The sequence below is a fragment of the Streptomyces sp. NBC_00234 genome, from assembly GCF_036195325.1.
Classification (GTDB): Bacteria; Actinomycetota; Actinomycetes; order Streptomycetales; family Streptomycetaceae; genus Streptomyces.
In genome coordinates this window covers 3,427,460-3,449,742 of record NZ_CP108101.1, presented here as the reverse complement: position 1 = coordinate 3,449,742, position 22,283 = coordinate 3,427,460, and the positions used below count along the sequence as shown (strand labels likewise).

The window sequence follows — 22,283 nt, the reverse complement described above, 5'->3', positions numbered from 1 at the left end:
CGGCTCAGCGCAGCTCGGCCGTGATGTCCATCGGGACGAGCGGCTGCGGTGTCAGCACCCGGCTGGCCGTGGCCGCACGTCCGTCGGCGGCCGTGCCCAGCGCGGTGACGGCGGTCGCGGTCGGCGCCGTCCACAGGGAGTTCGTGGCGCCGGCCCGGAGGTCGGAGACCATGTCGTCGTGGTGACTGGGGATGATCAGCGGGGGATCGCCGAGCACGTCGAGCAGCCGGTCCAGGTAGCGGTACACCCCGGAGTGCGCGGTCATGCTGATCACGGCGACGTCCGGCCGCAGGCCCTCCAGCTCGCGGGCGATGTAGTTGCTGGCGCCGGAGAGCAGCACGGAGGGTCCGCCGTCGAAGCTGACCATGTACATCAGCGTCCCGCCCTCGGGCAGTTCGCCGAGGGTCGTGGGCCGCTTCGTCAGCGGAGCGGTGAGGGAGTCCGGGGCGAAGTAGCCGTGGTCAGCGCCCTGGCTGTGCAGGCTCGGGATCACCTGCACGGTGTAGCCGTCGAACTGGAGGTACTCGCCGCCCCGTACGGGGATCATGTCGGCGACCCGCTCGGCGGGCGTACCGAGCGCGGTGAGCAGATGCCGCGAGGTCACGTCGCACAGGGTGCGGATGCGGCGCCGCCGCCACTGGGGATGGGCGAGCAGCTGCGGTACGTCGGCGATGTGGTCGAAGTGGCCGTGACTGACGAGGACGAGCTCGGGAGCTCCCGTGAGCTGCTCGGCGGCCACCTGCGCCACCGCCGCCCGGTCCACGCGCAGGGGGAGCCGGGGATCGAGCGCGCCGTCCGCGCCCTGGTAGGGCATGCGGCTCAGATACGGGTCGAAGAGCAGGCTGCGGCCACCGAAGGCGAGCTCCCAGCCGGCCACCCCGAGCCAGCGCATGCTCAGTGGGGTGCTGACGATGTCGCGATCCGGCCGCCGCGGAGCCGCCGCTGGGCGGATCGGGGCGGCCCCGGCCGTCAGTAAGCCGGCGCTGCCGACCGCGAGCATCCTCTGGAGCACTGATCGCCGCATCCGCAGCATGCGCAAAACCTCCGTATGTCACCAAGTGTGATCAGGAGGGTACATACGGTGCTGGGCGAGTCGGTGGCTTTAGGCCATGGGGTGGCGCCGTGTCCGGCAGCGCGATGCCCCGCGGCCCGTACCGGGTCGCGGGGCACCGTGGAGTCGGGCGGACGTGCGGGTCAGGTCGTGTACTCGGAGTTGAGGCGTACGTATCCGGGGGTGAGGTCGCATCCGTACACGGTGAACTCGCCCTGGCCGATGCCCAGTCCGATGCTGATCAGCACCTCGTCGCCGCGCAGGTGGTCGGCGATCTGCTTGCGCACCAGGGTGTCGTCCTCCGCGCTGCCCGCCGGGTAGACGTCGGTGCCGCCGAAGCCGATGGAGACCTTCTCGGGGACGATGTCGGTGTCGTCCTGGCACTTGCCGATGGCCATGGCGACGCGGCCCCAGTTGGGGTCGCTGCCGTGCACGGCCGTCTTGACGAGCGGCGAGTTGACCACGGTCTTGCCCACCCGCTTGGCCTGTGCGGTGTCCCGTGCGCCGGTGACCCGGATCTCGATGAGCTTGCCGGCGCCCTCGCCGTCCTTGGCGATCATCCGGACCAGCGCCAGCGCCACCTCGTGCAGCGCGGATTCGAACTCCGCCGCGTCCACGGGGCCCGCGAGCCCGTTGGCGAACACCGCCGCGGTGTCGCTGGTGGAGGTGTCGGTGTCGATGGACACCGCGTTGAACGTGACGTCCATGACCCGGCGGAAGATCTGCTCCAGCAGCGGCTGCGGCAGCTCCGCGTCGGTGGCGAAGAACGTGAGCAGCGTGGCCATGTCCGGCTCCAGCATCCCCACCCCCTTCGCGATCCCGGTGACCGTCGCGGCGCCGCAGCGCGCGCTGACGAGCTTGGGGTGGGTGTCCGTCGTCATGATGGCCTCGGCCGCCCGCTCCAGGCCGCGGTCCTCCGGCGGCCAGGCGAGCGAGTCGAGGTGCGCGCGGATGTCCTCCATCGGGTACTGCTTGCCGATGACTCCGGTCGAGGCGATCAGCAGCTCGTCCTCCGGCAGTCCGGCGATGGCGGCGGTCCGGCGCCGGACCTCGCGCGCGTTGCGGTCCCCCTCGGCGCCCGTCGCCACGTTGGCGTTGCGGGCCAGGACGACCACACCGCGAGCGGCGGCGAGCCTGGTCTCGTCCCGGCACAGGACCACGCTGGGTCCGGCGAACCGCGACTTGGTGAACACCGCGGCGGAGACGGCGGGCACGGTGGAGACCAGGACGGTGAAGTCGTCGCGGCCGTCGTCGGAGAGTCCGGCCGGAGCCGTGTGGACCAGAAAGCCCTGGGGTGTGGTCACTGCTGGTGTCCCTTTTCTCTTCATGAGGTGGCCGTACGCGCTCATGGCCGGGCCGGCGGTTGCCCGCCGTCCCGGTGCCACCGCTCAGTCAAGCCCGTTCCCTCACATCTTCTATGCGGACATGGCCGAACGGAGGTGTGTCGCCGAGGCTTTCGGAGTCCGGGAGAACGCGGAGGCGCTCGTCAGGAAGTACTCGTCCTGGTGCAGTACGGCCTGGAGCGCGTCCTTGAGCTTGACGCCCGGACTGATGCCGATCTGCTCGCGCAGCATCTCCTTGGCCCGGTGGAAGACCTGGATGGCGTCCGCCGGGCGGCCCGCCCCGTAGTACGCCTTCATCAGCCAGACGTAGAGGTCCTCGCGCAGCGGGTCCTGGTCCAGGAGTTCCGACAGCTGCCCGATCGCCTCGTCGTACCGCTCCATCTCGATGTCGATCTGGGTGCGCAGTTCGATCGCGGCGGCGCGCTCCCGGTCGAGTCCCTCGGCCTGGAGGCGCAGCCGGCCGGAGGCGATGTCGGCGAGGGCGGTGCCCTTCCACATCGAGAGACAGGCGTCGAGCTTGACGACGGCCGCGTCGTACTCGCCGCGCGTGCACAGGGCGCGGACGTCGCGGAGTGCGTCCCGGAAGAGGAACAGGTCGATGCGCTCGACGGGGACGTGCAGTTGGTAGCCGAGGTGGTTGGAGGTGAGGACGTCCTTCGGGAGGCCCGCTTCCCGCAGGGCCGCCCGTATCTTCCATGCCGAGGTCTGGAGCTGCCCCGACACCGTGCGCGGCGGCTCGCTGTCCCACGAGTCCTGGATGATCGCTTCCTTGGTGACGAACTGTCCGGGCCTGAGGGCGAGCGAGGTCAGGAATCTGAGCTGCCGTTGCCCCTGGATCAGGATGGGTACGCTTGCGTTCAGCAAGGTCACAGGACCGAGGAGCTGGACCGTCAATCGCTGCACGGCGCTCATGAAGCTTCCCCCTTCGCGATGATGCGTTCGGCTGTGTATCGACTGACGTAGAAGTGAATGTGCCCCTATCCAACATGAGTTGACGATCAAGCCGCGATGCTACCCGCGTGGATTGGTGTCGTCAACGAGGGTGGATGTACCCCGCCGTCGACGTCAACATGAGTCGAGGGTACGGTGATCCGCACGAAAGGCGGTGCAACTTTGAACAGCACAGACGGACCGGAGAACCCTCTGGCCGAAAAGCTGGACCACCTGTTCACGAACGTGGTTCCCGCCGGCCGGCTCCCGTACAGCTCCGAGGAGGTGGCGCGCGCCATCACCGCCGATGGCACGCCCATCTCGGGCAGTTACATCTGGCTGCTCCGCAAGGGGCAGCGCGACAACCCCACACTTCGCCACCTCGAAGGACTGGCCAAGTTCTTCGGGGTGCCGCCGGCCTACTTCTTCGACGACCAGGTGACCGCGGCCGTGGACACGGACCTCGAACTGCTCACGGCCCTGCGGGACGCGCAGGTGCAGAAGGTGGCCCTCAGGACGGCCGGCCTCTCGGTCAAGAGCCTCAAGTCGATCGCCGAAGTCATCGAACGCGTACGTGAGTTGGAGGGGCTGTCGGAAGAACAGCCCCCGAACGACGCCTGACTTCCCGGTTCCCTCCGGGGAAATCGAATTCGGTCAATTTCCGCCGAGCAGCGGAAAGGGGAAAGGGCGTCGCTGATCATGCGGCCCCTTGTCGAGGGGCCTCATTGGCGTGGCCGGAAGTGGCCCTAGACCGCCCATGGGCACACGTGTTTGGATCTTTGTGGAGCGTGGGCGGATCCCGCCGCCGGAAGCGTTCCGCGTCGGCATTGATCGACCCCAGGGGGGCTGGAGGTCACGTGGAACTTCGGCATGCGTGTACGAAGGGATCTCGGCGGTCCCGGAATCCGGTTCGGGTTTCCGGCGGCGGCGCGAGGGCACACGTTTTCCACGCGGACGGGTCGAGGTGATCGCTGTGCGGTGGCCGGTTCTGTTCAGGTGGCGAGGGAGGAGCGGTCGCGACCGCCGCTGCGAGCGGCGAGTCCGGGCCCTGGGGCTGCCCGTCGACACCACCCTGACGATCGATCAGCTCTGCGAGCATGTCGGCCGCATGCGTGGCCGGCCGGTGCAGCTGGTCTCCCTGACGCTTCCGCTGGGCAGTCCGCACGGCCTGTGGGTGTCGACGGAGAGTCGTGAGTACGTCGTCTTCGAACGGCGGCTCGCCCCCGTGCACCAGCGCCAGGTCATCCTCCACGAGATCGGGCACATCGTCTGCGACCACGCCGCCTCGCCCGCGCTGGCGGCGGAGGACGCCGGGCTGCTGCTCCCCTCGCTCAGTCCTGACCTGGTACGCCGTGTGCTGGGCCGCGAGCACGGGCAGTCCGAGGCGGAGATCGAGGCGGAACTCGTCGGCTCGCTGATCGGCCGCCGGATCGGCGACTGGACGGCCGGCCCGGTGTGGCCGGTGGCGCCGGAGGCCCGGCGGCTGGCCGCGCGCCTCGCGGCACTGGAGCCCCCGGCCGTGCCGGGCAGGGGATGAGCTCCACCTTCGGCCTGATCTGTGCCGCCCTCGCCCTCGTGGCCTTCGTCGAGAAGGTCCGGGTGCTGGGGGCCGGCTATTCGGCGATCCGGCTGGCCCTGGCGGAGAGCTACTTCCTGCTGTTCGTGGTCGGCGTGGTCTCGGTCCCGGCGGTGTGGTCGGAGACGAGCCGCGTCGTCGGCATAGAGAACTTCTCCGCTCTCGTCACCCAGACCTGCGTGATCCTTGTGACGGTGTGTCAGCAGCTCGTCCTGCTCCGGCTTTCCCACGAGAGGGTCACGGCCTACCGAAAGGCCATTTTCCCGCTTATCGGTCTCGGTGTGACGCTTACGGGTATGACCACCCTGTTCTTCGCCGTTCCCGTGAGTCCGGCGGCGCCCTCCGACTTCAGTGCGCAGGCCGCGGCGCAGAACCCGCTCTACCTGACCTTCTATCTCATTGCCTTTGTGGTGGGTCAGACCAGTATTGGCATCACCTGTCGGCGTCATGCGCATATTCCGCAATCGGTCTGGCTCCGCCGGGGTCTGAGTCTTATCGCGCTGACCCTTCCGCTCAGTCTCATTTATGCCGCGTGCCACGCCATTGGCATATTCACGGAATCGCTGGGAGTGCGGTCGGACCAGTGGGAGGCGATGGCTCAGCTCAGTCTGGTCATGGTCGGGGTCATGCAGGCCCTGGGCTGGGCGCTGCCGGATCTCGGCAAGCGCATCACGGCCGTGCGGCAGTGGACCGAACACCGTCGCGCCTTCCGCGCGTTGAGGCCGCTGCACCGCGCGGTGACGGCGCGGGCGCCCGAGGTGGTCATCCCGATGAAGGCCCGCGCGGGTCTCAACGCACGGCTGTACCGGGTGATGATCGAGGTCCGTGACGCCCAGTGGGCCCTGCGCCCCTGGATGGACCCCGCGCTCGCCGGCGCCCTCCGGCGCGACGGCGCGGACGCCGGACTGGCCGACGACGAGCTGGCCGCCGCGGTCGAGGCGGCGCAGATCCGGGCGGCGATCGAGGCGAAGGACCTCGACGCGCTGCCCCCGGAGCCCGTGGAGACCCCTCTCTCGGCGGAGCCCGGCGATCTGGCGGCCGAGCTGGTGTTCCAGCGCAGGCTGGCCCGGCACTTCGCGGCCCCCGTGGGCGGCGCGGGGCGCCTTGACGGCGCCCGCCTGCGGGCATAGCGTCGCCGGGCTACTGAGCAAGCGCTTAGGGAGATCGCTCGTGCCGCACACCGAATCGCCCGTACCCACCCCCGACCCGGACGCCACGGCCCGTATCGAGGCGGGCCTGACCGCCCCCGGCGCACCCTTCGCCGTCGTCCGCGGGGAGCAGGGAACCCTCGTGTACGAGGGCGGGCCCCGCACGCTCCGGGAGTTCGTGGAGGCCACCTGGGCCCTCGGCGACCGGCCGTTCCTGATCGCCGGGGAGCGCGTCTGGTCGTACGCGGAGTTCTTCGCCGCCGCGTCGTCCCTGGCCTGCCGCCTGACCGGCCCCTACGGCCTGCGGCCGGGCGACCGGGCCGTCGTCGCCATGCGCAACCACCCGGAATGGCAGATCGCGTTCTGGGCGACGCAGCTGGCGGGCCTCGTCGCCGTCCCGCTCAACGCCTGGTGGACCGAGGACGAGTTCACGTACGCCCTCGACGACTGCGAACCGAGGGTGCTGCTCGTCGACGGGGAGCGGCTGCCCAGGGTGGCCGCCTGGCGGGAGCGCGCGGGGGTCCGCGCGGTCGTCTTCCACGCGGAGGAGGGGGGCGGTCCCACGGGTGACGGGATCGAGCGGTACGAGGACCTGCCCGCCCCGGACCCGCTGGCCGCACCGCCCGAGGTGGAGATCCGCCCCGAGGACGACGCCACGATCATCTACACCTCCGGCACCACGGGGCGGCCGAAGGGCGCCGTGGCCACCCAGCTCGCCCAGATCGGCGCAGCCGTCAACCCGCGCTTCCACGCCGCGGTCTCGGCGCTGGGCCGGGGCGTCGTCCCGGGCCAGGGTCCCGCCCCGGTCCAGCTGATGACGTTCCCGTTCTTCCACGTCGCCGCCTTCACCAGCCTCTACGCGACCATGGCCGCGGGCGGCACGATGGTCCTGATGCGCAAGTGGGACGCGGACGAGGCGCTGCGGCTGATCGGCCGCCACCGGGTCACGCACTACGCGGGCGTCCCCTCCACCGCCCTCCAGCTGCTCGCCGCCGCAGAGCGCGCGGGCGACGGCCTGGAGAGCATGCTGATGCTGAACACCGGCGGCGCCGCCGCCCCGCCCGATCTGGTCGCACGGCTCACCGCCCGCCACGGCGAGCGCATCGAGCCGCGCAACGGCTACGGGCTGACCGAGACCAGCGGCGGAGTGACGGCGAACTTCGGTGCCGACTACCGGCGCCACCCCGAGAGCGTCGGTCGTCCGACCCCGGTCACCGAGGTCCGGATCGCCGGCCCGGCGGGCGAGGTGCTGCCCGAGGGCGAGGTCGGGGAGCTGTGGCTGCGCGGCCAGTCGCTGGTCCGCGGCTACTGGCGGGACGAGGCGGCCACCGCCGCGGCGTTCACCGACGGCTGGCTCCGTACGGGAGATCTCGCGGTGGTGCGCGACGGCCGCGTGGCCGTCGTCGACCGGATCAAGGACATGGTGATCCGCGGCGGCGAGAACGTGTACTGCGTCGAGGTCGAGGCCGTGCTGCACGACCACCCCGAGGTCGAGGACGCGGCCGTGCTCGGCGTTCCGCATCCGGTGCTGGGCGAGGAGGTCGCGGCCGTGGTCCGGCTGACCCCGGGCGCCGAGGTCACGGTCGAGGACCTGCGGGCGCACGTCGGCCGGAGCCTCGCCGCGTTCAAGGTCCCCGCGCACGTACTCGTGAGCGAGGAGCCGCTGCCCCGGAACGCGACCGGGAAGATCCTCAAGCGCGAGCTGCGCGGCACGGTCCGTGACCAGGTGAAGGGGGACTGACCGGCAGCGGTCTCAGGTGCGGGTGATCCGCACCTGGTAGTTGCCGTCGGCGTCCTTGGAGAGCACGGATATGCGGATGTCGTTGGTCCGGTCGGTGAACGTCTCACCCGGCCGGAACGGCGCGTCGGAGAGCTCGGCGTGCACGTTGGCCCGCCGGGTGCAGCCTCCGCTGTCCTGGGTGCTGTCGGCGACGGACACCGGCCCCTGCCCGGTGTCCACGTCGGAGCTGACCTTGTAGATCAGCACGCCGGGCCGGCAGACCGCCGCGTCGTTGCCGGCCGCCGTCCGTACCTCGATCGCGTAGCCGGACTCGGCGCTCAGGGGTATGAAGGCCAGTTTGGTGCCGCCCGCGGTGGCCAGCGGGCCGAGGGTGTGTTCGCTCGTGCCGGGCCGGGAGGCACAGTCGATCTGGTCGTTGTCGAGCCAGCCGAGCTTCCACTTGTGCCAGCCGAGGAAGTCGTTGTTGGCCCCCCAGTCCTCGGACATGATGTCCCAGTGCCCGACGGAGCCCCCGCCCTCCATGGTGTAGAGGTCGGGCAGGCCGAAGACGTGGCCGTTCTCGTGCGGCAGGACGCGGTAGCCGGTCTCGGCGTACGAGCCGGATCCGTCGTCCTGGCGGCTGTAGACGAACGAGGTGTTGGCGAGCGGCACGCCGTCCGCGTACGGGGCGTCCTCGTTGGCGGAGAAGGTCACCGACAGCACGGTGTCCAGGGCCGAGGGGCCGGCGTTCGGGGTGACCAGCACGTTGACCAGGTCGTACGCGGAGAAGTCGACCTTGGGGTCGGCCGCCGCCACGAGGTCCTTCACGAGGTCGCGGTAGCCCGGCTCGTAGGGCGAGCCGCGCTCGATCCCGTACTCGGAGAACGGCAGCGGCATCCGCAGCCAGTCCTTCACCGGCGCCTCTGGCACGTAGGTGAGCCGCCCGTAGGAGCTGGTGCGGAACCATGCGGAGGTCTGCGGGAAGAATTCCGCGAGCCGGGCCTTCGCCGAACCCGAGCCCGGGGCGTCCGAGAAATCGATCATGAGGTTGAGGGCCCTGACGCGGCCCGTGGAGCGTGAGTAGCCGGGGGCGGTCGGCATGCCCTCCGACATCTGTACGCCCATGGCCGCGGATATCCGGCACAGGCCGAGAGGGGAGTCCTCGGCCGCGGCGGACGGCCCCGCCGAGGCGCGGCTGGGCGCGGGAAGAGTGGTGCTGGCCGTGGCCATGGCCGCGATGACCAGGGCTGTCGCTCCGGCGAGTGCGACCGGGCGGCGGTGTCTGCGTATCCGGTGGCGGGGCTGCTGCATAGAGGCGCCTTCGGGGTCCGCGGCAGTCGGCCGACCCTGACTGCGCTCTGGCGATCAGCCTGTGCCGGGTGGTCCGGGCACGCTCGTTGAGTGCGCCGATCGGAGGTTTCTGCCCTTTCTAATGTGACTCAGGTCACAATGGATGGCGAAATACCGGGGACTCTCTCCCCGTTTGCATCTGTGTCCCCGCTAACCGGGGAAGCAGTCCCCGCTTAGTCTGGGGGGCGCCACACACCGAAAGGGAAGGGCCGCCGTCGTGAAGACCGTTGCCGAAACCGACACCTGCGCCGCGCAGCGCCGTGCGTCCCGTCCGCGGGCCGACGCGCTGCGCAACCGGGAGCGGATCGTCACGGCCGCCCGCGAGATGTTCGTCGAGTTCGGGCCGGACGTGCCCCTCGACGAGGTCGCGCGCCGGGCGGGCGTCGGCAACGCCACGCTCTACCGGAACTTCCCCGACCGGGACGCCCTCACGCACGAGGTCGTCCTCTCGGTCACCTCCCGCACCACGGACCGGGCCGAAGAGGCCGTCGCGGCGGAATCCGACCCGTTCGCCGCGCTCAGCCGCTTCGTGCACGCCGCGGCCGACGAGCGGATCGGTGCCCTGTGCCCGATGCTCTCCGGCAGCTTCGACAAGAACCACCCCGAACTGCTCGCCGAGCGCCGCCGCCTCGAAGAGGCCGTCGAAGGACTCGTGGAGCGCGCCATGTCCGCGGGGCGCCTGCGTACCGACATCGCCGTCGGTGACGTACTGGTCGCCCTCTCCCAGCTCACCCGGCCGCTGCCCGGCATCGCCTGCCTGGACATCGACCGGTTCACCCACCGTCATCTGCAGCTGTTCCTGGACGGACTGGAGACTCCGGCCCGTTCCGTGCTGCCCGGATCGGCGGCGACCCTGGAGGACCTGCGGCGCGGGCGCTGACACCCGCGACGACCTCATGAACCAGCCGGTGTAAACCGCCGCACACCCCGACTCCCGGATCGGTCCCCGACGCAGGGCCCGGCCCCGATACCGCACGCCCGTTTTCACCGACATCACGACTCTCGCGCCCCGACGCGCCCTTAGGTGGCTACTCCCATGTCAAAAACAGCCGACGTACGGCTCCCCGATCCCAGTCGCTGGAAAGCACTGGCCTTCATCGCCCTCGCCCAGCTGATGGTCGTGCTCGACGCGACGATCGTGAACATCGCGCTGCCGTCGGCCCAGACCGATCTGGGTATCTCCGAGGGCAACAGGCAGTGGGTCATCACCGCGTACGCGCTCGCCTTCGGCGGGCTGCTCCTGTTCGGCGGACGCCTCGCCGACCTCTGGGGCCGCAAGCGCGTCTTCGTGATCGGCCTGCTCGGCTTCGCCGCGGCCTCCGCCCTCGGCGGCGCCGCGCAGGGCGAAGCGATGATGTTCGGCTCCCGCGCGCTGCAGGGTGTCTTCGGCGCACTGCTCGCACCGGCCGCGCTCTCGCTCCTCGCCGTGATGTTCACCGATGCCAAGGAACGCGCCAAGGCGTTCGGTATCTACGGTGCGATCGCCGGTGGCGGTGGCGCGGTCGGCCTGATCCTGGGCGGCTTCCTCACCGAGTACCTGAACTGGCGCTGGACGTTCTTCGTCAACATCCCCTTCGCCATCGTCGCCGCCGCGGGCGCCTACTTCGTCATCCGTGAGCCGGCCGGCAGCCGCAACCGCTCGCCGCTCGACATCCCCGGCGTCATCCTGTCCACGCTGGGCCTCGTCGCGCTGGTGTACGGCTTCACCCGCGCCGAGTCGTCCGGCTGGACGGACACGCTGACCATCGGCATGTTCACGGCGTCCGCCGTGCTGCTCGTCGCCTTCATCGTCACCGAGTGGCTGGTGAAGTCGCCGCTGCTGCCCCTGCGCGTCCTGGCCGACCGCAACCGCGGCGGGGTCTACCTCTCGCTGGGTCTCGCCGTCATCGCGATGTTCGGGCTCTTCCTGTTCCTGACGTACTACCTTCAGATCGTCAAGGGCTACTCACCGGTCAAGACCGGCTTCGCGTTCATGCCGATGATCGTGGGCATGATCACCGGGTCCACCCAGATCGGTGCCCGCCTCATGACCCGGGTGCCGCCGCGCCTGCTGATGGGCCCCGGCTTCCTGGTCGCCGCGCTCGGCATGCTGCTGCTCACCCAGCTGGAGACCGACTCCAGCTACGCGGGCATCATCCTCTTCGGCCAGCTGCTCCTCGGCCTGGGTATGGGTACGGCGTTCATGCCGGCGATGTCCCTGGCCACGCACGGCATCGAGCCGCGTGACGCGGGTGTGGCCTCGGCGATGGTCAACACCTCGCAGCAGGTCGGCGGCGCCATCGGCACCGCGCTGCTGAACACCATCGCGGCGGGCGCCACCACGGCGTACTTCGCCGACCACGCCGCGGGCAGCACGGACCCGAAGCTGCTGCAGTTCCAGGCCATGGTCGCCGGCTTCACCAGCGCGATCTGGTGGGCGGTCGGCATTCTCGTCGCCGCCTCGGCGATCGCGGTGTGGCTGATCAACACCGGACGCCCGGGTACCGGAACGGACGGCTCGGTCGCCGGGTCCGCCGACGGGGCCCAGGACGACATCAAGATCCCGGTCGTCGCGCACTGACAAGGGCGGCGCGCCCGTCGTGATCCGCGACATCCGCCCCGGCTCCGTTCGACGGAGCCGGGGCGGACGTGTGTGCGGGGTGCGGGGGTGCGTCCCGCTCAGCGGAGCCAGGGCAGGTCCGCGTCCGTGCCCTCCGGTTCCAGGCCGGCGGCCATGACCTGCATGATCTCGCCGAGCCCGCGCACCTGCTCGGGTGTGAGCCGGTCGAACATCGCCTGGCGCACGGCGGTGACGTGGCCCGGCGCGGAACGCCGCAGCATCGCGTAGCCGTCGTCGGTGAGCACGGCGTTCTGGCCGCGCTTGTCGGACGGACAGTCCTCGCGCCGCACCCAGCCGTTCTTCTCCAGCCGGGCGATCGCGTGCGAGAGCCGGGACCGGGTGATCTTGGCGTCCTTGGCCAGCTCGGTCATCCGCTTCTGCCGTCGCGGCGCCTGGGAGAGCTGGACCAGCAGGCCGTAGTAGATGTGCGGCATTCCGGCATCGCGCTGCAACTGGCGGTCGAGGTGATCCTCCAGGAGCGTGGTGGCGTGGAGGTAGGCGCGCCAGACGCTCTGCTCTTCGTCGGTGAGCCAGCGCGGCCCGCCGGTGGGTGCGGTGGTCATGGAGTCCACTCTACGACCTTTCCTTGAAAGTTGAACTAGATAGGGCTAAGGTCTCTGGATATTGGAACTTTAAGTTTCAATGAATGGATGAGGGTGTGCCTCGCTCGTCCAACGTGCCTCGATCATCAGTGGAACGGGAGTGCCATGACTGTCACCGCGGAGCGCATGCCCGCCCTCTACCTCTCCCACGGGGCCCCTCCGCTCGCCGACGACCCCGTCTGGCCCGGCCAGCTGGCCGCCTGGTCCGCCGAGCTGCCGCGCCCCACCGCGATCCTGATGGTCTCCGCCCACTGGGAGGAGGCTCCGCTCGCCCTCGGCGCCACCGAGGCCGTGCCGCTGGTCTACGACTTCTGGGGCTTCCCCGAGCACTACTACCAGGTGCGGTACGCGGCCCCGGGCGCCCCGAAGCTCGCGGAGAGCGTCCGCAAGCTCCTGCGCGGAGCCGGTACGCCGGTCCAGGACATCCCGGACCGCGGCCTCGACCACGGCGCGTACGTGCCGCTCGTGGAGATGTTCCCGGGCGCCGACATCCCCGTACTCCAGATTTCCATGCCCACCCTCGACCCGCAGAAGCTCATGGACATCGGGCGCAAGCTCGCCCCGCTGCGGGACGAGGGGGTGCTGATCGTCGGGAGCGGCTTCTTCACCCACAACCTGGCCGCCCTGCGGCATCCGGGCGGCGGCACGCCCGGGTGGTCGGCGGAGTTCGACGACTGGGGCCACCGGGCGCTCCGGGCGCAGGACGTCGACGCGCTGCTGGACTTCGAGCGCAAGTCCCCGGCGGGCCGGCTGGCCCACCCGCGCACGGAGCACTTCGCGCCCCTGTTCGTGACGATGGGCGCCGCGGAGGGCGAACTCGACCGGGAGCGGAGCGTCATCGACGGCTTCTGGATGGGGCTGGCCAAGCGCTCGGTGCAGTTCGGCTGAGCGCTTGACGGGGCCGGGGGCGCAGTGGCCCGGCGGGGCTCAGGACTCCCGGCCCAGTGGCTTCTCGTACCAGGCGACGTCCCAGTAGCGGCCGAACTTCCGGCCCACCTCCGCGTACGTGCCGATGTGGCGGAAGCCGAACGCGTCGTGCAGCCGGACGGAGGCCTCGTTCGGCTGGGCGATGGCCGCGTAGGCGCGGTGGACGTCCTCGTCGGCCAGCGCCTCGAACAGGGCCTTGTACAACAAGGTGCCCAGTCCGCGGCCCCTCGTGTCCGGTGCGCAGTAGACGCTCACCTCGACGGAGGTGCTGTACGCGGCCTTGGGCCGGTACGGGCTGCTGGTCGCGTATCCCAGGATTCCGGGTGTGCCCCCGGCCTCCTGGGCAACCAGGAGGCGGTGGGGACCGTCTTCAGGGTGGGAGCGCAACCAGGGGAGGCGCTGCGCGGGAGTGAAGGGGTCCGTGTCGAATGTGAGGGCGGTCTCACGGACGTAATGGTTGTAGATGTCGGTGAGCGCCACCACATCCCCCTCCACGCCCGGCCTGACCTGCACTTCTGTGGGTATCTGCACCATGTGTCCTCCCGCTTGGGCCGACAGGGTACTGCATGATCGCGAAAGTGAATGCGGCCCAGGGGAATTCTGTCCGGATTCCAGTCGTTGTTTCCATCGGATGCAGGGCACCCGAAAGGGTGTCGCGACCTACTCAGCAAGGGAGCACGCATGGCAACCCGTGCCGTCGCCCGTCGTTCGTCCGCCACCGGTGGGACAAGCCGGGCAAGCAGTGTTCGCGCCGTGGGCGGGGAAATCGCCGATCGCGACCTGGTCGGCATGTACCTGGAGGAAATCGCTCGTACGCCACTGCTCGACGCCGCCAAGGAAGTCGAGCTGTCGCAGACCATCGAGGCGGGCGTCTACGCCCAGCAGATCCTCGACGGAGAGGTGGAGAGCGAAGCCGGCGGAGCGAAGCGTGAGGAACTGGAGGCGCTCGTCGCCGAAGGCGAACGCGCGAAGGACGTATTCATCCGGTCGAACCTCCGGCTGGTCGTCGCCGTGGCCCGACGCTACCCGCGAGCGGGTCTGCCCCTGCTCGACCTGATCCAGGAGGGCAACGCCGGACTGGTGCGCGCGGTCGAGAAGTTCGACTACGCCAAGGGATTCAAGTTCTCCACGTATGCGACGTGGTGGATCCGCCAGGCCATCACGCGCTCCATAGCCGACCAGTCCCGCACGATCCGGCTCCCCGTCCACCTGGTGGAGGAGCTCGGCCGTATCCGACGGGTGCAGCGCGAGTTCAACCGTGAGCACGGGCGCGACCCGGAGCACGCGGAGATCGCCGCCGAGCTGGACTCGAACACGGAGCGTGTGGGGAACGTGCTGGACTGGGCCCGTGACCCGGTCAGTCTCAACATGTCCGTGGACGACGAGGGCGACACGCAGTTCGGTGACCTCCTGGAGGACACCTCCGCCGTCTCGCCCGAGACGTCGGTGATGACGCTGCTGCGCAGCGAGGAGCTGGAAGACCTCATCGGCAAGCTCGACAACAGGACCGCGTCGATCATCCGTATGAGGTACGGCATCGAGGACGGGCGCGAGCGGACCCTCACCGAGGTCGGCAAGCAGCACGGGCTCACCAGGGAGCGAATCCGCCAGATCGAGAAGCACGCGCTGCTCGAATTGAAGCGAATGGCTCACGACACGGGCTTTGACGCTGCGGCGTGAGCCAATAACCCGTAACCTCACAATCAAGCCGGTTCGCACCGGCACCATGAGCTGAGTCCCGGCGCCCACCCCCCCCCGGCGCCGGGGCTCATTCATGTCCCGGCCCTTTTCCTCGGGTTCCTCGGGTTCCTCGGGAGGCGGGAGCCCGTTCAGGTCGTCGAGGACGCCCGGGTCAGACGGGCACCCAGGCCGCTCAGGTACTCCACCAGCTGCGGCGGCTCGTGCGCCGTGAACTCGCAGTCGACGAGTGCGAGCCTCAGCGCCACCCACTCCAGGGAGTCCGACGAGACCGCCCGCAGCCGGCAACTGCCCTCGCCGGTCGGCTCCGGTGCGCCCAGCGCCGAGGGCAGCCGCGCCGCGACGAAGTCCGCCGGGGCCCGGAAGCTGACGTCGATCCGCAGTTCCGGCTGCATCCGGGACATCGACCGGGCGAAGAACCGGGCGGCGTCCCCGTCCTCCCCGGGCAGCTCGCGCGGGGTGAAGCGGGCCCCGGTCGCCACCGGCTCGCTGACCCGGTCCACCCGGAACGTACGCCAGTCCTCGCGCTCCAGGTCGTACGCGACGAGATACCAGCGGTGCCCCGTGCTCACCAGCCGGACCGGTTCGACCAGCCGCTTCGTCTCGGCGCCGTCCCCCGCGCGGTACGCGAACCGCAGCCGCTCCCGCCCGGTGACCGTCGAGGCCATCACCGTCAGTGTGCGCGGATCGATCGTGGCGCCGTCGCCCCGGGTGAGCGGAAGCGTGGCGTTCTGCAGGGACGAGACCCGGTGACGCAGCCGCGAGGGCAGTACCTGCTCCAGCTTGGCCAGGGCCCGTACGGACGCCTCGTCGACGCCCTCGATCGCGTGCCCGGCCCCCGCCCGCAGCCCCACCGCGATGGCCACCGCCTCCTCGTCGTCGAGCAGCAGGGGCGGCATGGCCGTGCCCGCGACCAGGCGGTAGCCGCCGACCGAGCCGCGCGTCGCCTCGACCGGATAGCCGAGGTCCCGGAGCCGGTCGATGTCGCGGCGGATGGTGCGCGGGCTGACGTCGAGCCGGCCGGCCAGCTCGGTGCCCGGCCACTCGCGCGGTGTCTGGAGGAGCGACAGCAGATTCAGCAGTCGTGCCGGAGTGTCGGTCATGCCTTCAGGATGCCCGTCCATCAGGACACGAACTGTCCTAATGGACCTCTAGCTTCTTCCCATGACTTCTTCCGAATCGCTGCCGTCCACGACGGCCGCCCGCACGGCGACCGAGGGCTCGACGGCTCCGGCGGCCCCGGCCGACCGGCGCCGCTGGTACGCGCTCGCCATTGTGATGACCGCGGCCTTCATGGACCTGGTCGACGTCACGATCGTCAACATCGCCATCCCGAGCATCATGCGGGACACCGACGCCTCGTTCAGCTCGATCCAGTGGATCACCGCGGGATACGCCCTCGCCTTCGCGGCCGGGCTGATCACGGGTGGCCGGCTCGGCGACATCTACGGCCGCAAGCGGCTCTTCCTCATCGGTATCGGGGGCTTCACGCTCTCCTCGGCCCTCTGCGGATTCGCGGCCGGCCCGGAGATGCTGGTCGCCTCCCGCATCCTCCAGGGCGGCATGGCGGCGATGATGGTCCCGCAGGTGCTGTCGATCGTGCACGCCACCTTCCCGGCGCACGAGCGCGGGAAGGTCTTCGGCCTCTTCGGCGCGATCGTGGGGCTCGGCGCCGTCTCCGGGCCGCTCCTGGGCGCGCTGCTCACCGGCTGGAACCTCTTCGGTCTCGAGTGGCGCCCGATCTTCCTGATCAACCTGCCGGTCGGTATCGCGGGTCTGATCCTGGGCACCAAGTTCATCAGCGAGTCGAAGGCACCCAAGGCGCTCCGCCTGGACCTGGTCGGGGTGGTCCTGGTGACGCTCGGCCTGCTGATGCTGATCTTCCCGCTGACCCGGGGACACGAGCTGGGCTGGCCGGTGTGGGGCCATGTGTCGATGGCGGGCAGCCTGCTCGTTTTCCTTGCGCTGATCGCCTACGAGCGGCGGAAGGCGGCCAGGGACGGTTCGCCGCTCGTCGAGCTGTCGCTGTTCCGGGTCAGGAGCTTCGCCGCGGGCATCGCCGTGCAGCTGACCTTCGGCATCGCCCTCGGCATCTTCTTCCTCGTCTGGACCCTCTACATGCAGATGGGCCTGGGCTGGTCCGAGCTGCGGGCCGGCACGACGGGCATCCCGTTCTCGATCGCCGTCTCGGTCGCCGCCGGAATCTCCGTGCAGAAGCTGGTGCCCCGGTTCGGCCGCAAGGTCCTCCAGACGGGCGCCGTGCTGATGATCGCCGGACTGCTGCTCTACATCTGGGAGGCCGAGCGCTACGGCATGGACATCGCGCCGTGGCAGATGGCTCTGCCGCTGGTCGTCATGGGTGCGGGAATGGGCCTGATCGTGGCGCCCCTGACCGACGCGGTGCTCTCCGAGGTGCCCAAGGAGCACTCCGGATCGGCGTCCGGGCTGATCAACACGGTCCAGCAGATGGGTACGGCGCTGGGGCTCGGACTCGTCTCGGTGGTCTTCTTCGGGGTGATCGACGACGCGCCGCGGGCGGTGGGGCCGGCGTTCGCCGAGGCGTTCCAGCAGTCGCTGTGGTGGGTGGCCGGGGTGCTCGCCGTGATCTTCCTGGTCATGTTCGCCCTGCCCGCCAGGCCGAAGGCCCATGTGGACGGCTCGGCCGACGAGGGCGACGAAGCGGGAGCGGCGCCGGACGGCGGCATCGCCAAGGAGCCCGCGCTCGCGCACTGAGCCGCGCCAGGTGATCCGACCGCGTCGCACGTCATGACGCGAGGGCCCGTGCACCTCCGGTGGAGGTGCACGGGCCCTCGCGCGTCACGGCGGGCGCGTCAGCAGGTGCGGGTGCGGCTCTCCATGGCCTGGCGTGCGCTGGGCTCGTCCCCGTACACCTCGCACATGTGGCGGCCGTCGGGCGTGGCCGTGTGCTCGACCTCCCACAGACAGGTCTCGCTGCCGTCCAGGAGCAGGAACGCGTGCTCGTAGAGCGTGAAGCCGGCGTCCCGCCCGTCGACGCGGCACTGGCGTCCGAAGATCTGGGTGATGTGGTGGGCGAAGGCGGCCCGCAGCAGTCGCGCGGTCTCCTCGCCCGGGCGGTCGCCGTTCTCCGCGCGGCGCAGGACCCGGCGCGCGTGATCCGCCGAGTTGTCCGGGGCGTACATCCGGGGGAGCGGGACCGGGGGAGCGGCCATCAGGACCGTGAGGACCTCCAGGTCGCCGTTGGGGCTCTCGTCGCCGAAGGCCGGGGCGTCGGAGAAGCTGCCGGCCAGTCGCATCGCCGCGACGCGCGCGTCCGTCTCGTCGTCGTACAGCTCGTGGCAGCGGGGGGCCGTCAGGTCCCGGCCGCCGCTGTGCACCAGCTCCCAGAGCGTGAGCGCGGAGCCGTCGGGGAGGAGGTAGGTGTGCCGGTAGGTCTCGCGGTGCAGCACCGAACTGTGGTGGGAGGAGTGCAGCGCGCTGCTGTGCGCCAGCGCGCTCCCGAGTTGATCGACCGTGCTGTCGGGCAGGTCGAAAGAGTTGAGGGCCCGTCGCAGGAGTCGCTCGAGGTGCTGCTCGGTTGTCTCGTACGGATCGCTCAAGGTGCTGTCTCCAGGCCGTCGCCGCGTGTTACTTGATGCGTGCTTAACGTAGTCCCTGGGTCTGACATCGTGACCGGGGATCGGGAAAACGTAGGGCACACGCAGAAAGTTCCCGGTGCTTTTCGGATACTTCGGGTGAACTTCCTTGCCGTGAGGGCGAGTCGGGCCCACGCGGCGGCTCCTTCCGGGCGCCTGTGGGGCGTGCGGCGGGCGTGGGTTGCCCGGGCGACGCGCTCACCCGGGGGCGCCCAAAACAGGACTAACGACTCCATGCGGTCATACGGTGTCGGGGTGACCGAGCCACCAGAAGCTTCAGCCGAGCCGCCGGCCCCAGGCACACGTACCGGGTCTCCCGGTGCGGTCGACGTCGGGCCGCCCGCCCCCGGCCCGGAACGCTCCGGGGCAGCAGGCAACCTCCGCTCCGTCACCGCGCGGGCCACCGCAGCCGGTATCGCCGTCTCCGTCCTCCTGATCATCGCGATCGTGTTCGGCAGCCGCATGCTGCGGAACTTCGACTCGGCTCTCCTCCCGTACGCCGTGGCCACCGTCTTCCTCGCCTTCGGCGTCGCCTACCGCTACACGGTCTGGATCTCCGCGCCCGGCGCCCGGCGCCTCTTCACCCAGGGCCTGCGCAGCCTCTTCTCCGTGGACAACTTTCGTAAGGCCCCCACCGCCCTGCCGAAGATGATCGCCACCTACCTGGGCTTCCAGAAGTTCCTCGGAGCCAGGTCGCACGCCCGGTGGGCGGCCCACCAGCTGATCTTCTGGGGCTGCATCCTGGCCGCCCTGATCACCTTCCCGCTGACCTGGGGCTGGTTCACCTTCACCTCGGGCAGCGGCTCGGGCCCCGGCTACGAGATGCGCATCTGGGGCTTCAAGGTCCTCGGCTTCGACTCGCTGAACATCCTGGGCTGGCTGATGTTCCACGGCCTGGACATCGCCGCCGTGCTCGTCATCCCCGGTGCCTCCTACTTCCTCTGGCGCCGGATGAAGGACCGCGGTGCCACCACCGGTCAGCGCTTCGCCTACGACCTGGTGCCGCTGATCGCCCTCATCGTCATCTCCGTCACCGGCCTGCTGCTCACCTTCTCCTCGATCTTCCTGCACGGCGGCGGCTACCAGTTCCTGGCGATCCTCCACATGGTGTCGGTGGTCTTCACCCTCATCTACATCCCGTTCGGCAAGTTCTTCCACATCGTGCAGCGCCCGGCCGCCGTCGGCATGCAGCTGTTCAAGTACACCGGGCGCAAGGACGACCAGGTCTTCGTGTGCCGCCGCTGTGCGGAACCCATCGACACCGCCCCGTACGTCGAGAACCTGCGCGGCACCATGCGCGACCTCCGCCTCGACTTCGACGAGTGGGCCGAGTACTGCCCGCGCTGCAAGCGGGTGCTGCGCGGCAGCGCCTATCTCTCCCAGGTCAAGAAGGGCTTCAAGTGACCGCGGATACACCCGCTGCCGACCGTCGTACCGTCATCCCCCTCGACCCCTCCCTCGCGCCCCCGGGCACTCGCGGCTTCCGCGACGCGGGCGGCATTCCGGCCGACCAGTGGCACGCCGACCAGAACGGCGAGACGCTCGTCCCCACGCACTGCTGTTTCTGCGGGGTCCAGTGCGGGATGTATCTGCGCGTCGACCGCGGTGGCAAGGTCTTCGGCGTCGAACCCCGCAACCACGACATCAACCGGATGCGCCTGTGCCCCAAGGGCATCAACGCCTACCAGCAGGTCAACCACCCCGACCGGCTCACCGCCCCGCTCATGCGCCGCTCCCGTGACGAGGACTTCCAGGAGGTCTCCTGGGACGAGGCGCTCGACTTCACGGTCTCCGAGATCAAGCGCATCCAGCTGGCCCACGGCAACGACGCCTTCGGACTCCTCGGCGGCGCCAGTCTCTTCTCCGAGAAGACGTATCTGGTCGGCAAGTTCGCCCGGGTCGCGCTCAAGTCCCGGCACGTCGACTACAACGGCCGCCTCTGCATGGTGAGCGCCGCGGGCGCCAACAAGCTGGCGTTCGGCATCGACCGGGCGGGCAACCCCTTCTCCGACATCCTGCTCACCGACTGCCTGCTGATCGCGGGGTCCAACCTCGGCGAGTGCTTCCCCGTGATGACGCAATACGTCTGGGGAGCCAGGGACCGGGGTGCCTCCCTGATCGTCGTCGATCCCCGCGAGACCGCGATCGCCCGCACCGCCGACATCCACGTCGCGCTCAAGCCCGGTACCGACTCGGCCTTCTTCAACTCCGTGCTCCACGTGGTCGTCGAGGAGGGCCTCACCGACACCGCGTACCTCGCCGCCCACACGACCGGCTGGGACGAGGTCCGCGCCAAGGCCGCGGAGTACCCGCCCGCCCGCGCCGCCGAGATCTGCGGCATCCCCGCCGAACAGATCGTCCAGGTCGCCCGCACCTTCGCCCGCGCCCCCAAGGCCATGGCCTGGCACGCCCGGGGCATCGAGCACCACTCGCAGGGCGTCGAGAACTGCCTCTCCGTGATCAACCTCTGCGCGGCCACCGGCCACATCGGCAAGCCGGGCGCCGGCTACGGCACCATCACCGGCCAGGGCAACGGGCAGGGCGGCCGGGAACACGGCCAGAAATCCGACCTCCTGCCCGGCGGTCGCTCGATCATGAACGAGGAGCACCGCCGCCAGATCTGCGAGATCTGGGGCATCGAGGAGGCCGAACTCCCGCCCGCGGGCACCTCGATGATGGAAATGGTCTGGCAGATGCAGCGCCGCGAGATCCGCGGACTGATCGGCATCTGCAACAACCCCTTCGTCTCCCTCCCCAACTACCAGGTGGTCAAGGAGGGGTACGACGCCACGGAATTCCATGCCCAATTCGATTTCTTCCTCTCCGAGACCGCTGCCAACGCGCATGTCGTCTTCCCCGTCACCACCTGGGCCGAGGACGAAGGGGTGATGGCCAATGCCGAGGCCCGCGTGGTCAAGCACAACAAGGCCCAGGACCCGCCGCCCGGTGTACGGACCGACACCTGGGTGATGTGCGAGCTCGCCCGGCGCCTCGGCGCCGGCGACAAGTTCGCGTTCGCCGACTCCCGCGAGGTCTTCGACGAACTCCGGATCGCCTCCGCGGGAACGGTCAACGACTACTACGGCATCACCTACGAACGGCTGGAGGAGACCGGCGGCATCGTGTGGCCCTGCCCCTCCACCGACCACCCGGGCACCCCCCGGCTCTTCGAGGACGGGAAGACCTACCACCCCGACGGCAAGATCCATATGCAGGCCGTCGAATGGCACGTGCCGATGGACCCGTACGACGACGAACACCCCATGTCGCTGACCACCGGCCGCACCGTCGCCCACTTCCTCTCCGGCAACCAGACCCGTCGTCTGGGCGCCCTCGTCGAACAGACCCCGCGCCCCTGGGCGGAGATCCACCCCTCCCACGGCTTCCGCAATGGCGAACCCGTCCGCGTCGTCACCCGGCGCGGCAGCGAGGTCTTCCCCGCCCTGGTCACCGAGGCGATCCGCCCCGACACCGTCTTCATCCCCTACCACTGGCCCGTCCCCACCGCGGCCAACGCGCTCACCATCGATGCCCTGGACCCCCGCTCCAAGATCCCCGAGTACAAGGTCTGCGCCTGCCGCATCGAGCACGCCGCCGCGATCGACGAGGTCCCCGCACCGCCGGTCGCCCCCGGACACGTGGCCTACCCGGAGACCCAGGTCTCCCGTACAGATCCGTTGCCGCCCACGGCCCCCCAGGGCCGTGGCACTTCGGAGAGGAGCTGA

General features: G+C 70.0%; 19 protein-coding genes. 11 read left to right on the top strand and 8 right to left on the bottom strand.

Annotated elements, in window-relative coordinates; all coding sequences use genetic code 11:
- Positions 1-4: 4 nt before the first annotated feature.
- The 3 genes from OG230_RS14925 to OG230_RS14915 all read right to left on the bottom strand — a co-directional run bounded on the left by OG230_RS14925 (position 5) and on the right by OG230_RS14915 (position 3,306).
- Positions 5-892, bottom strand: coding sequence for an MBL fold metallo-hydrolase (locus OG230_RS14925; RefSeq protein WP_328910701.1), 888 nt, complete (start codon positions 890-892; stop codon positions 5-7).
- Positions 893-1,194: 302 nt separating this feature from the next.
- Positions 1,195-2,379 (bottom strand): bifunctional glutamate N-acetyltransferase/amino-acid acetyltransferase ArgJ, encoded by a 1,185-nt coding sequence (argJ, locus tag OG230_RS14920; RefSeq protein WP_328910700.1) that lies wholly within the window; start codon positions 2,377-2,379, stop codon positions 1,195-1,197.
- An 87-nt stretch (positions 2,380-2,466) separates the two neighbouring features.
- Positions 2,467-3,306, bottom strand: coding sequence for an AfsR/SARP family transcriptional regulator (locus OG230_RS14915; RefSeq protein WP_328910699.1), 840 nt, complete (start codon positions 3,304-3,306; stop codon positions 2,467-2,469).
- Between the two features lie 201 nt (positions 3,307-3,507).
- Here OG230_RS14915 and OG230_RS14910 point away from each other — a divergent pair, with 201 nt between their 5' ends.
- From OG230_RS14910 to OG230_RS14895, 4 genes are all read left to right on the top strand, one after another.
- Positions 3,508-3,945, top strand: coding sequence for a helix-turn-helix domain-containing protein (locus OG230_RS14910; protein WP_328910698.1), 438 nt, complete (start codon positions 3,508-3,510; stop codon positions 3,943-3,945).
- Positions 3,946-4,297: 352 nt separating this feature from the next.
- Positions 4,298-4,861 carry an ImmA/IrrE family metallo-endopeptidase gene (locus tag OG230_RS14905; RefSeq protein ID WP_328910697.1) on the top strand — a complete coding sequence of 188 codons (564 nt, stop codon included), beginning with the start codon at positions 4,298-4,300 and terminating at the stop codon, positions 4,859-4,861.
- On the top strand, positions 4,858-6,030 hold the full coding sequence (locus OG230_RS14900) for an MAB_1171c family putative transporter (RefSeq protein ID WP_328910696.1): 1,173 nt from the start codon (positions 4,858-4,860) through the stop codon (positions 6,028-6,030). Before OG230_RS14905 ends, OG230_RS14900 begins: the two co-directional genes overlap by 4 nt.
- A gap of 40 nt (positions 6,031-6,070) precedes the next feature.
- Positions 6,071-7,789, top strand: a complete 1,719-nt coding sequence (locus OG230_RS14895; RefSeq protein WP_328910695.1) for a class I adenylate-forming enzyme family protein — start codon at positions 6,071-6,073, stop codon at positions 7,787-7,789.
- Positions 7,790-7,801: 12 nt separating this feature from the next.
- Here OG230_RS14895 and OG230_RS14890 read toward each other — a convergent pair whose 3' ends face one another.
- Complete coding sequence (locus OG230_RS14890) at positions 7,802-9,079, bottom strand: M6 family metalloprotease domain-containing protein (protein WP_328910694.1); 1,278 nt, start codon at positions 9,077-9,079, stop codon at positions 7,802-7,804.
- Positions 9,080-9,335: 256 nt separating this feature from the next.
- Between OG230_RS14890 and OG230_RS14885 the strand changes: the two genes are divergently transcribed.
- Positions 9,336-9,998, top strand: a complete 663-nt coding sequence (locus OG230_RS14885) for a TetR/AcrR family transcriptional regulator (RefSeq protein WP_328910693.1) — start codon at positions 9,336-9,338, stop codon at positions 9,996-9,998.
- Positions 9,999-10,154: 156 nt separating this feature from the next.
- On the top strand, positions 10,155-11,678 hold the full coding sequence (locus OG230_RS14880) for an MFS transporter (RefSeq protein WP_328910692.1): 1,524 nt from the start codon (positions 10,155-10,157) through the stop codon (positions 11,676-11,678).
- A gap of 98 nt (positions 11,679-11,776) precedes the next feature.
- On the opposite strand, the gene OG230_RS14875 is transcribed toward OG230_RS14880, so the two are convergent.
- Positions 11,777-12,289, bottom strand: coding sequence for a MarR family winged helix-turn-helix transcriptional regulator (locus OG230_RS14875; RefSeq protein ID WP_328910691.1), 513 nt, complete (start codon positions 12,287-12,289; stop codon positions 11,777-11,779).
- A gap of 135 nt (positions 12,290-12,424) precedes the next feature.
- Here OG230_RS14875 and OG230_RS14870 point away from each other — a divergent pair, with 135 nt between their 5' ends.
- On the top strand, positions 12,425-13,207 hold the full coding sequence (locus tag OG230_RS14870) for a dioxygenase family protein (RefSeq protein ID WP_328910690.1): 783 nt from the start codon (positions 12,425-12,427) through the stop codon (positions 13,205-13,207).
- Between the two features lie 39 nt (positions 13,208-13,246).
- On the opposite strand, the gene OG230_RS14865 is transcribed toward OG230_RS14870, so the two are convergent.
- Positions 13,247-13,780 carry a GNAT family N-acetyltransferase gene (locus OG230_RS14865; protein WP_328910689.1) on the bottom strand — a complete coding sequence of 178 codons (534 nt, stop codon included), beginning with the start codon at positions 13,778-13,780 and terminating at the stop codon, positions 13,247-13,249.
- Positions 13,781-13,927: 147 nt separating this feature from the next.
- On the opposite strand from OG230_RS14865, the gene OG230_RS14860 reads away from it, so the two are divergent.
- Positions 13,928-14,926 carry a sigma-70 family RNA polymerase sigma factor gene (locus OG230_RS14860; protein WP_328910688.1) on the top strand — a complete coding sequence of 333 codons (999 nt, stop codon included), beginning with the start codon at positions 13,928-13,930 and terminating at the stop codon, positions 14,924-14,926.
- A 149-nt stretch (positions 14,927-15,075) separates the two neighbouring features.
- Here the strand turns inward: OG230_RS14860 and OG230_RS14855 are convergent, their stop codons facing one another.
- Complete coding sequence (locus OG230_RS14855; protein WP_328910687.1) at positions 15,076-16,047, bottom strand: helix-turn-helix transcriptional regulator; 972 nt, start codon at positions 16,045-16,047, stop codon at positions 15,076-15,078.
- A 61-nt stretch (positions 16,048-16,108) separates the two neighbouring features.
- On the opposite strand from OG230_RS14855, the gene OG230_RS14850 reads away from it, so the two are divergent.
- Positions 16,109-17,677 carry an MFS transporter gene (locus tag OG230_RS14850; RefSeq protein WP_328910686.1) on the top strand — a complete coding sequence of 523 codons (1,569 nt, stop codon included), beginning with the start codon at positions 16,109-16,111 and terminating at the stop codon, positions 17,675-17,677.
- A 98-nt stretch (positions 17,678-17,775) separates the two neighbouring features.
- Here the strand turns inward: OG230_RS14850 and OG230_RS14845 are convergent, their stop codons facing one another.
- The gene (locus tag OG230_RS14845; protein ID WP_328910685.1) at positions 17,776-18,522 is read right to left on the bottom strand and encodes a DUF6227 family protein; all 747 of its coding nucleotides are present in this window, start codon (positions 18,520-18,522) and stop codon (positions 17,776-17,778) included.
- A 291-nt stretch (positions 18,523-18,813) separates the two neighbouring features.
- On the opposite strand from OG230_RS14845, the gene OG230_RS14840 reads away from it, so the two are divergent.
- Both OG230_RS14840 and OG230_RS14835 read left to right on the top strand, forming a co-directional pair.
- Complete coding sequence (locus OG230_RS14840; RefSeq protein WP_328910684.1) at positions 18,814-19,962, top strand: MFS transporter; 1,149 nt, start codon at positions 18,814-18,816, stop codon at positions 19,960-19,962.
- On the top strand, positions 19,959-22,283 hold the full coding sequence (locus OG230_RS14835; RefSeq protein WP_328910683.1) for a molybdopterin oxidoreductase family protein: 2,325 nt from the start codon (positions 19,959-19,961) through the stop codon (positions 22,281-22,283). Before OG230_RS14840 ends, OG230_RS14835 begins: the two co-directional genes overlap by 4 nt.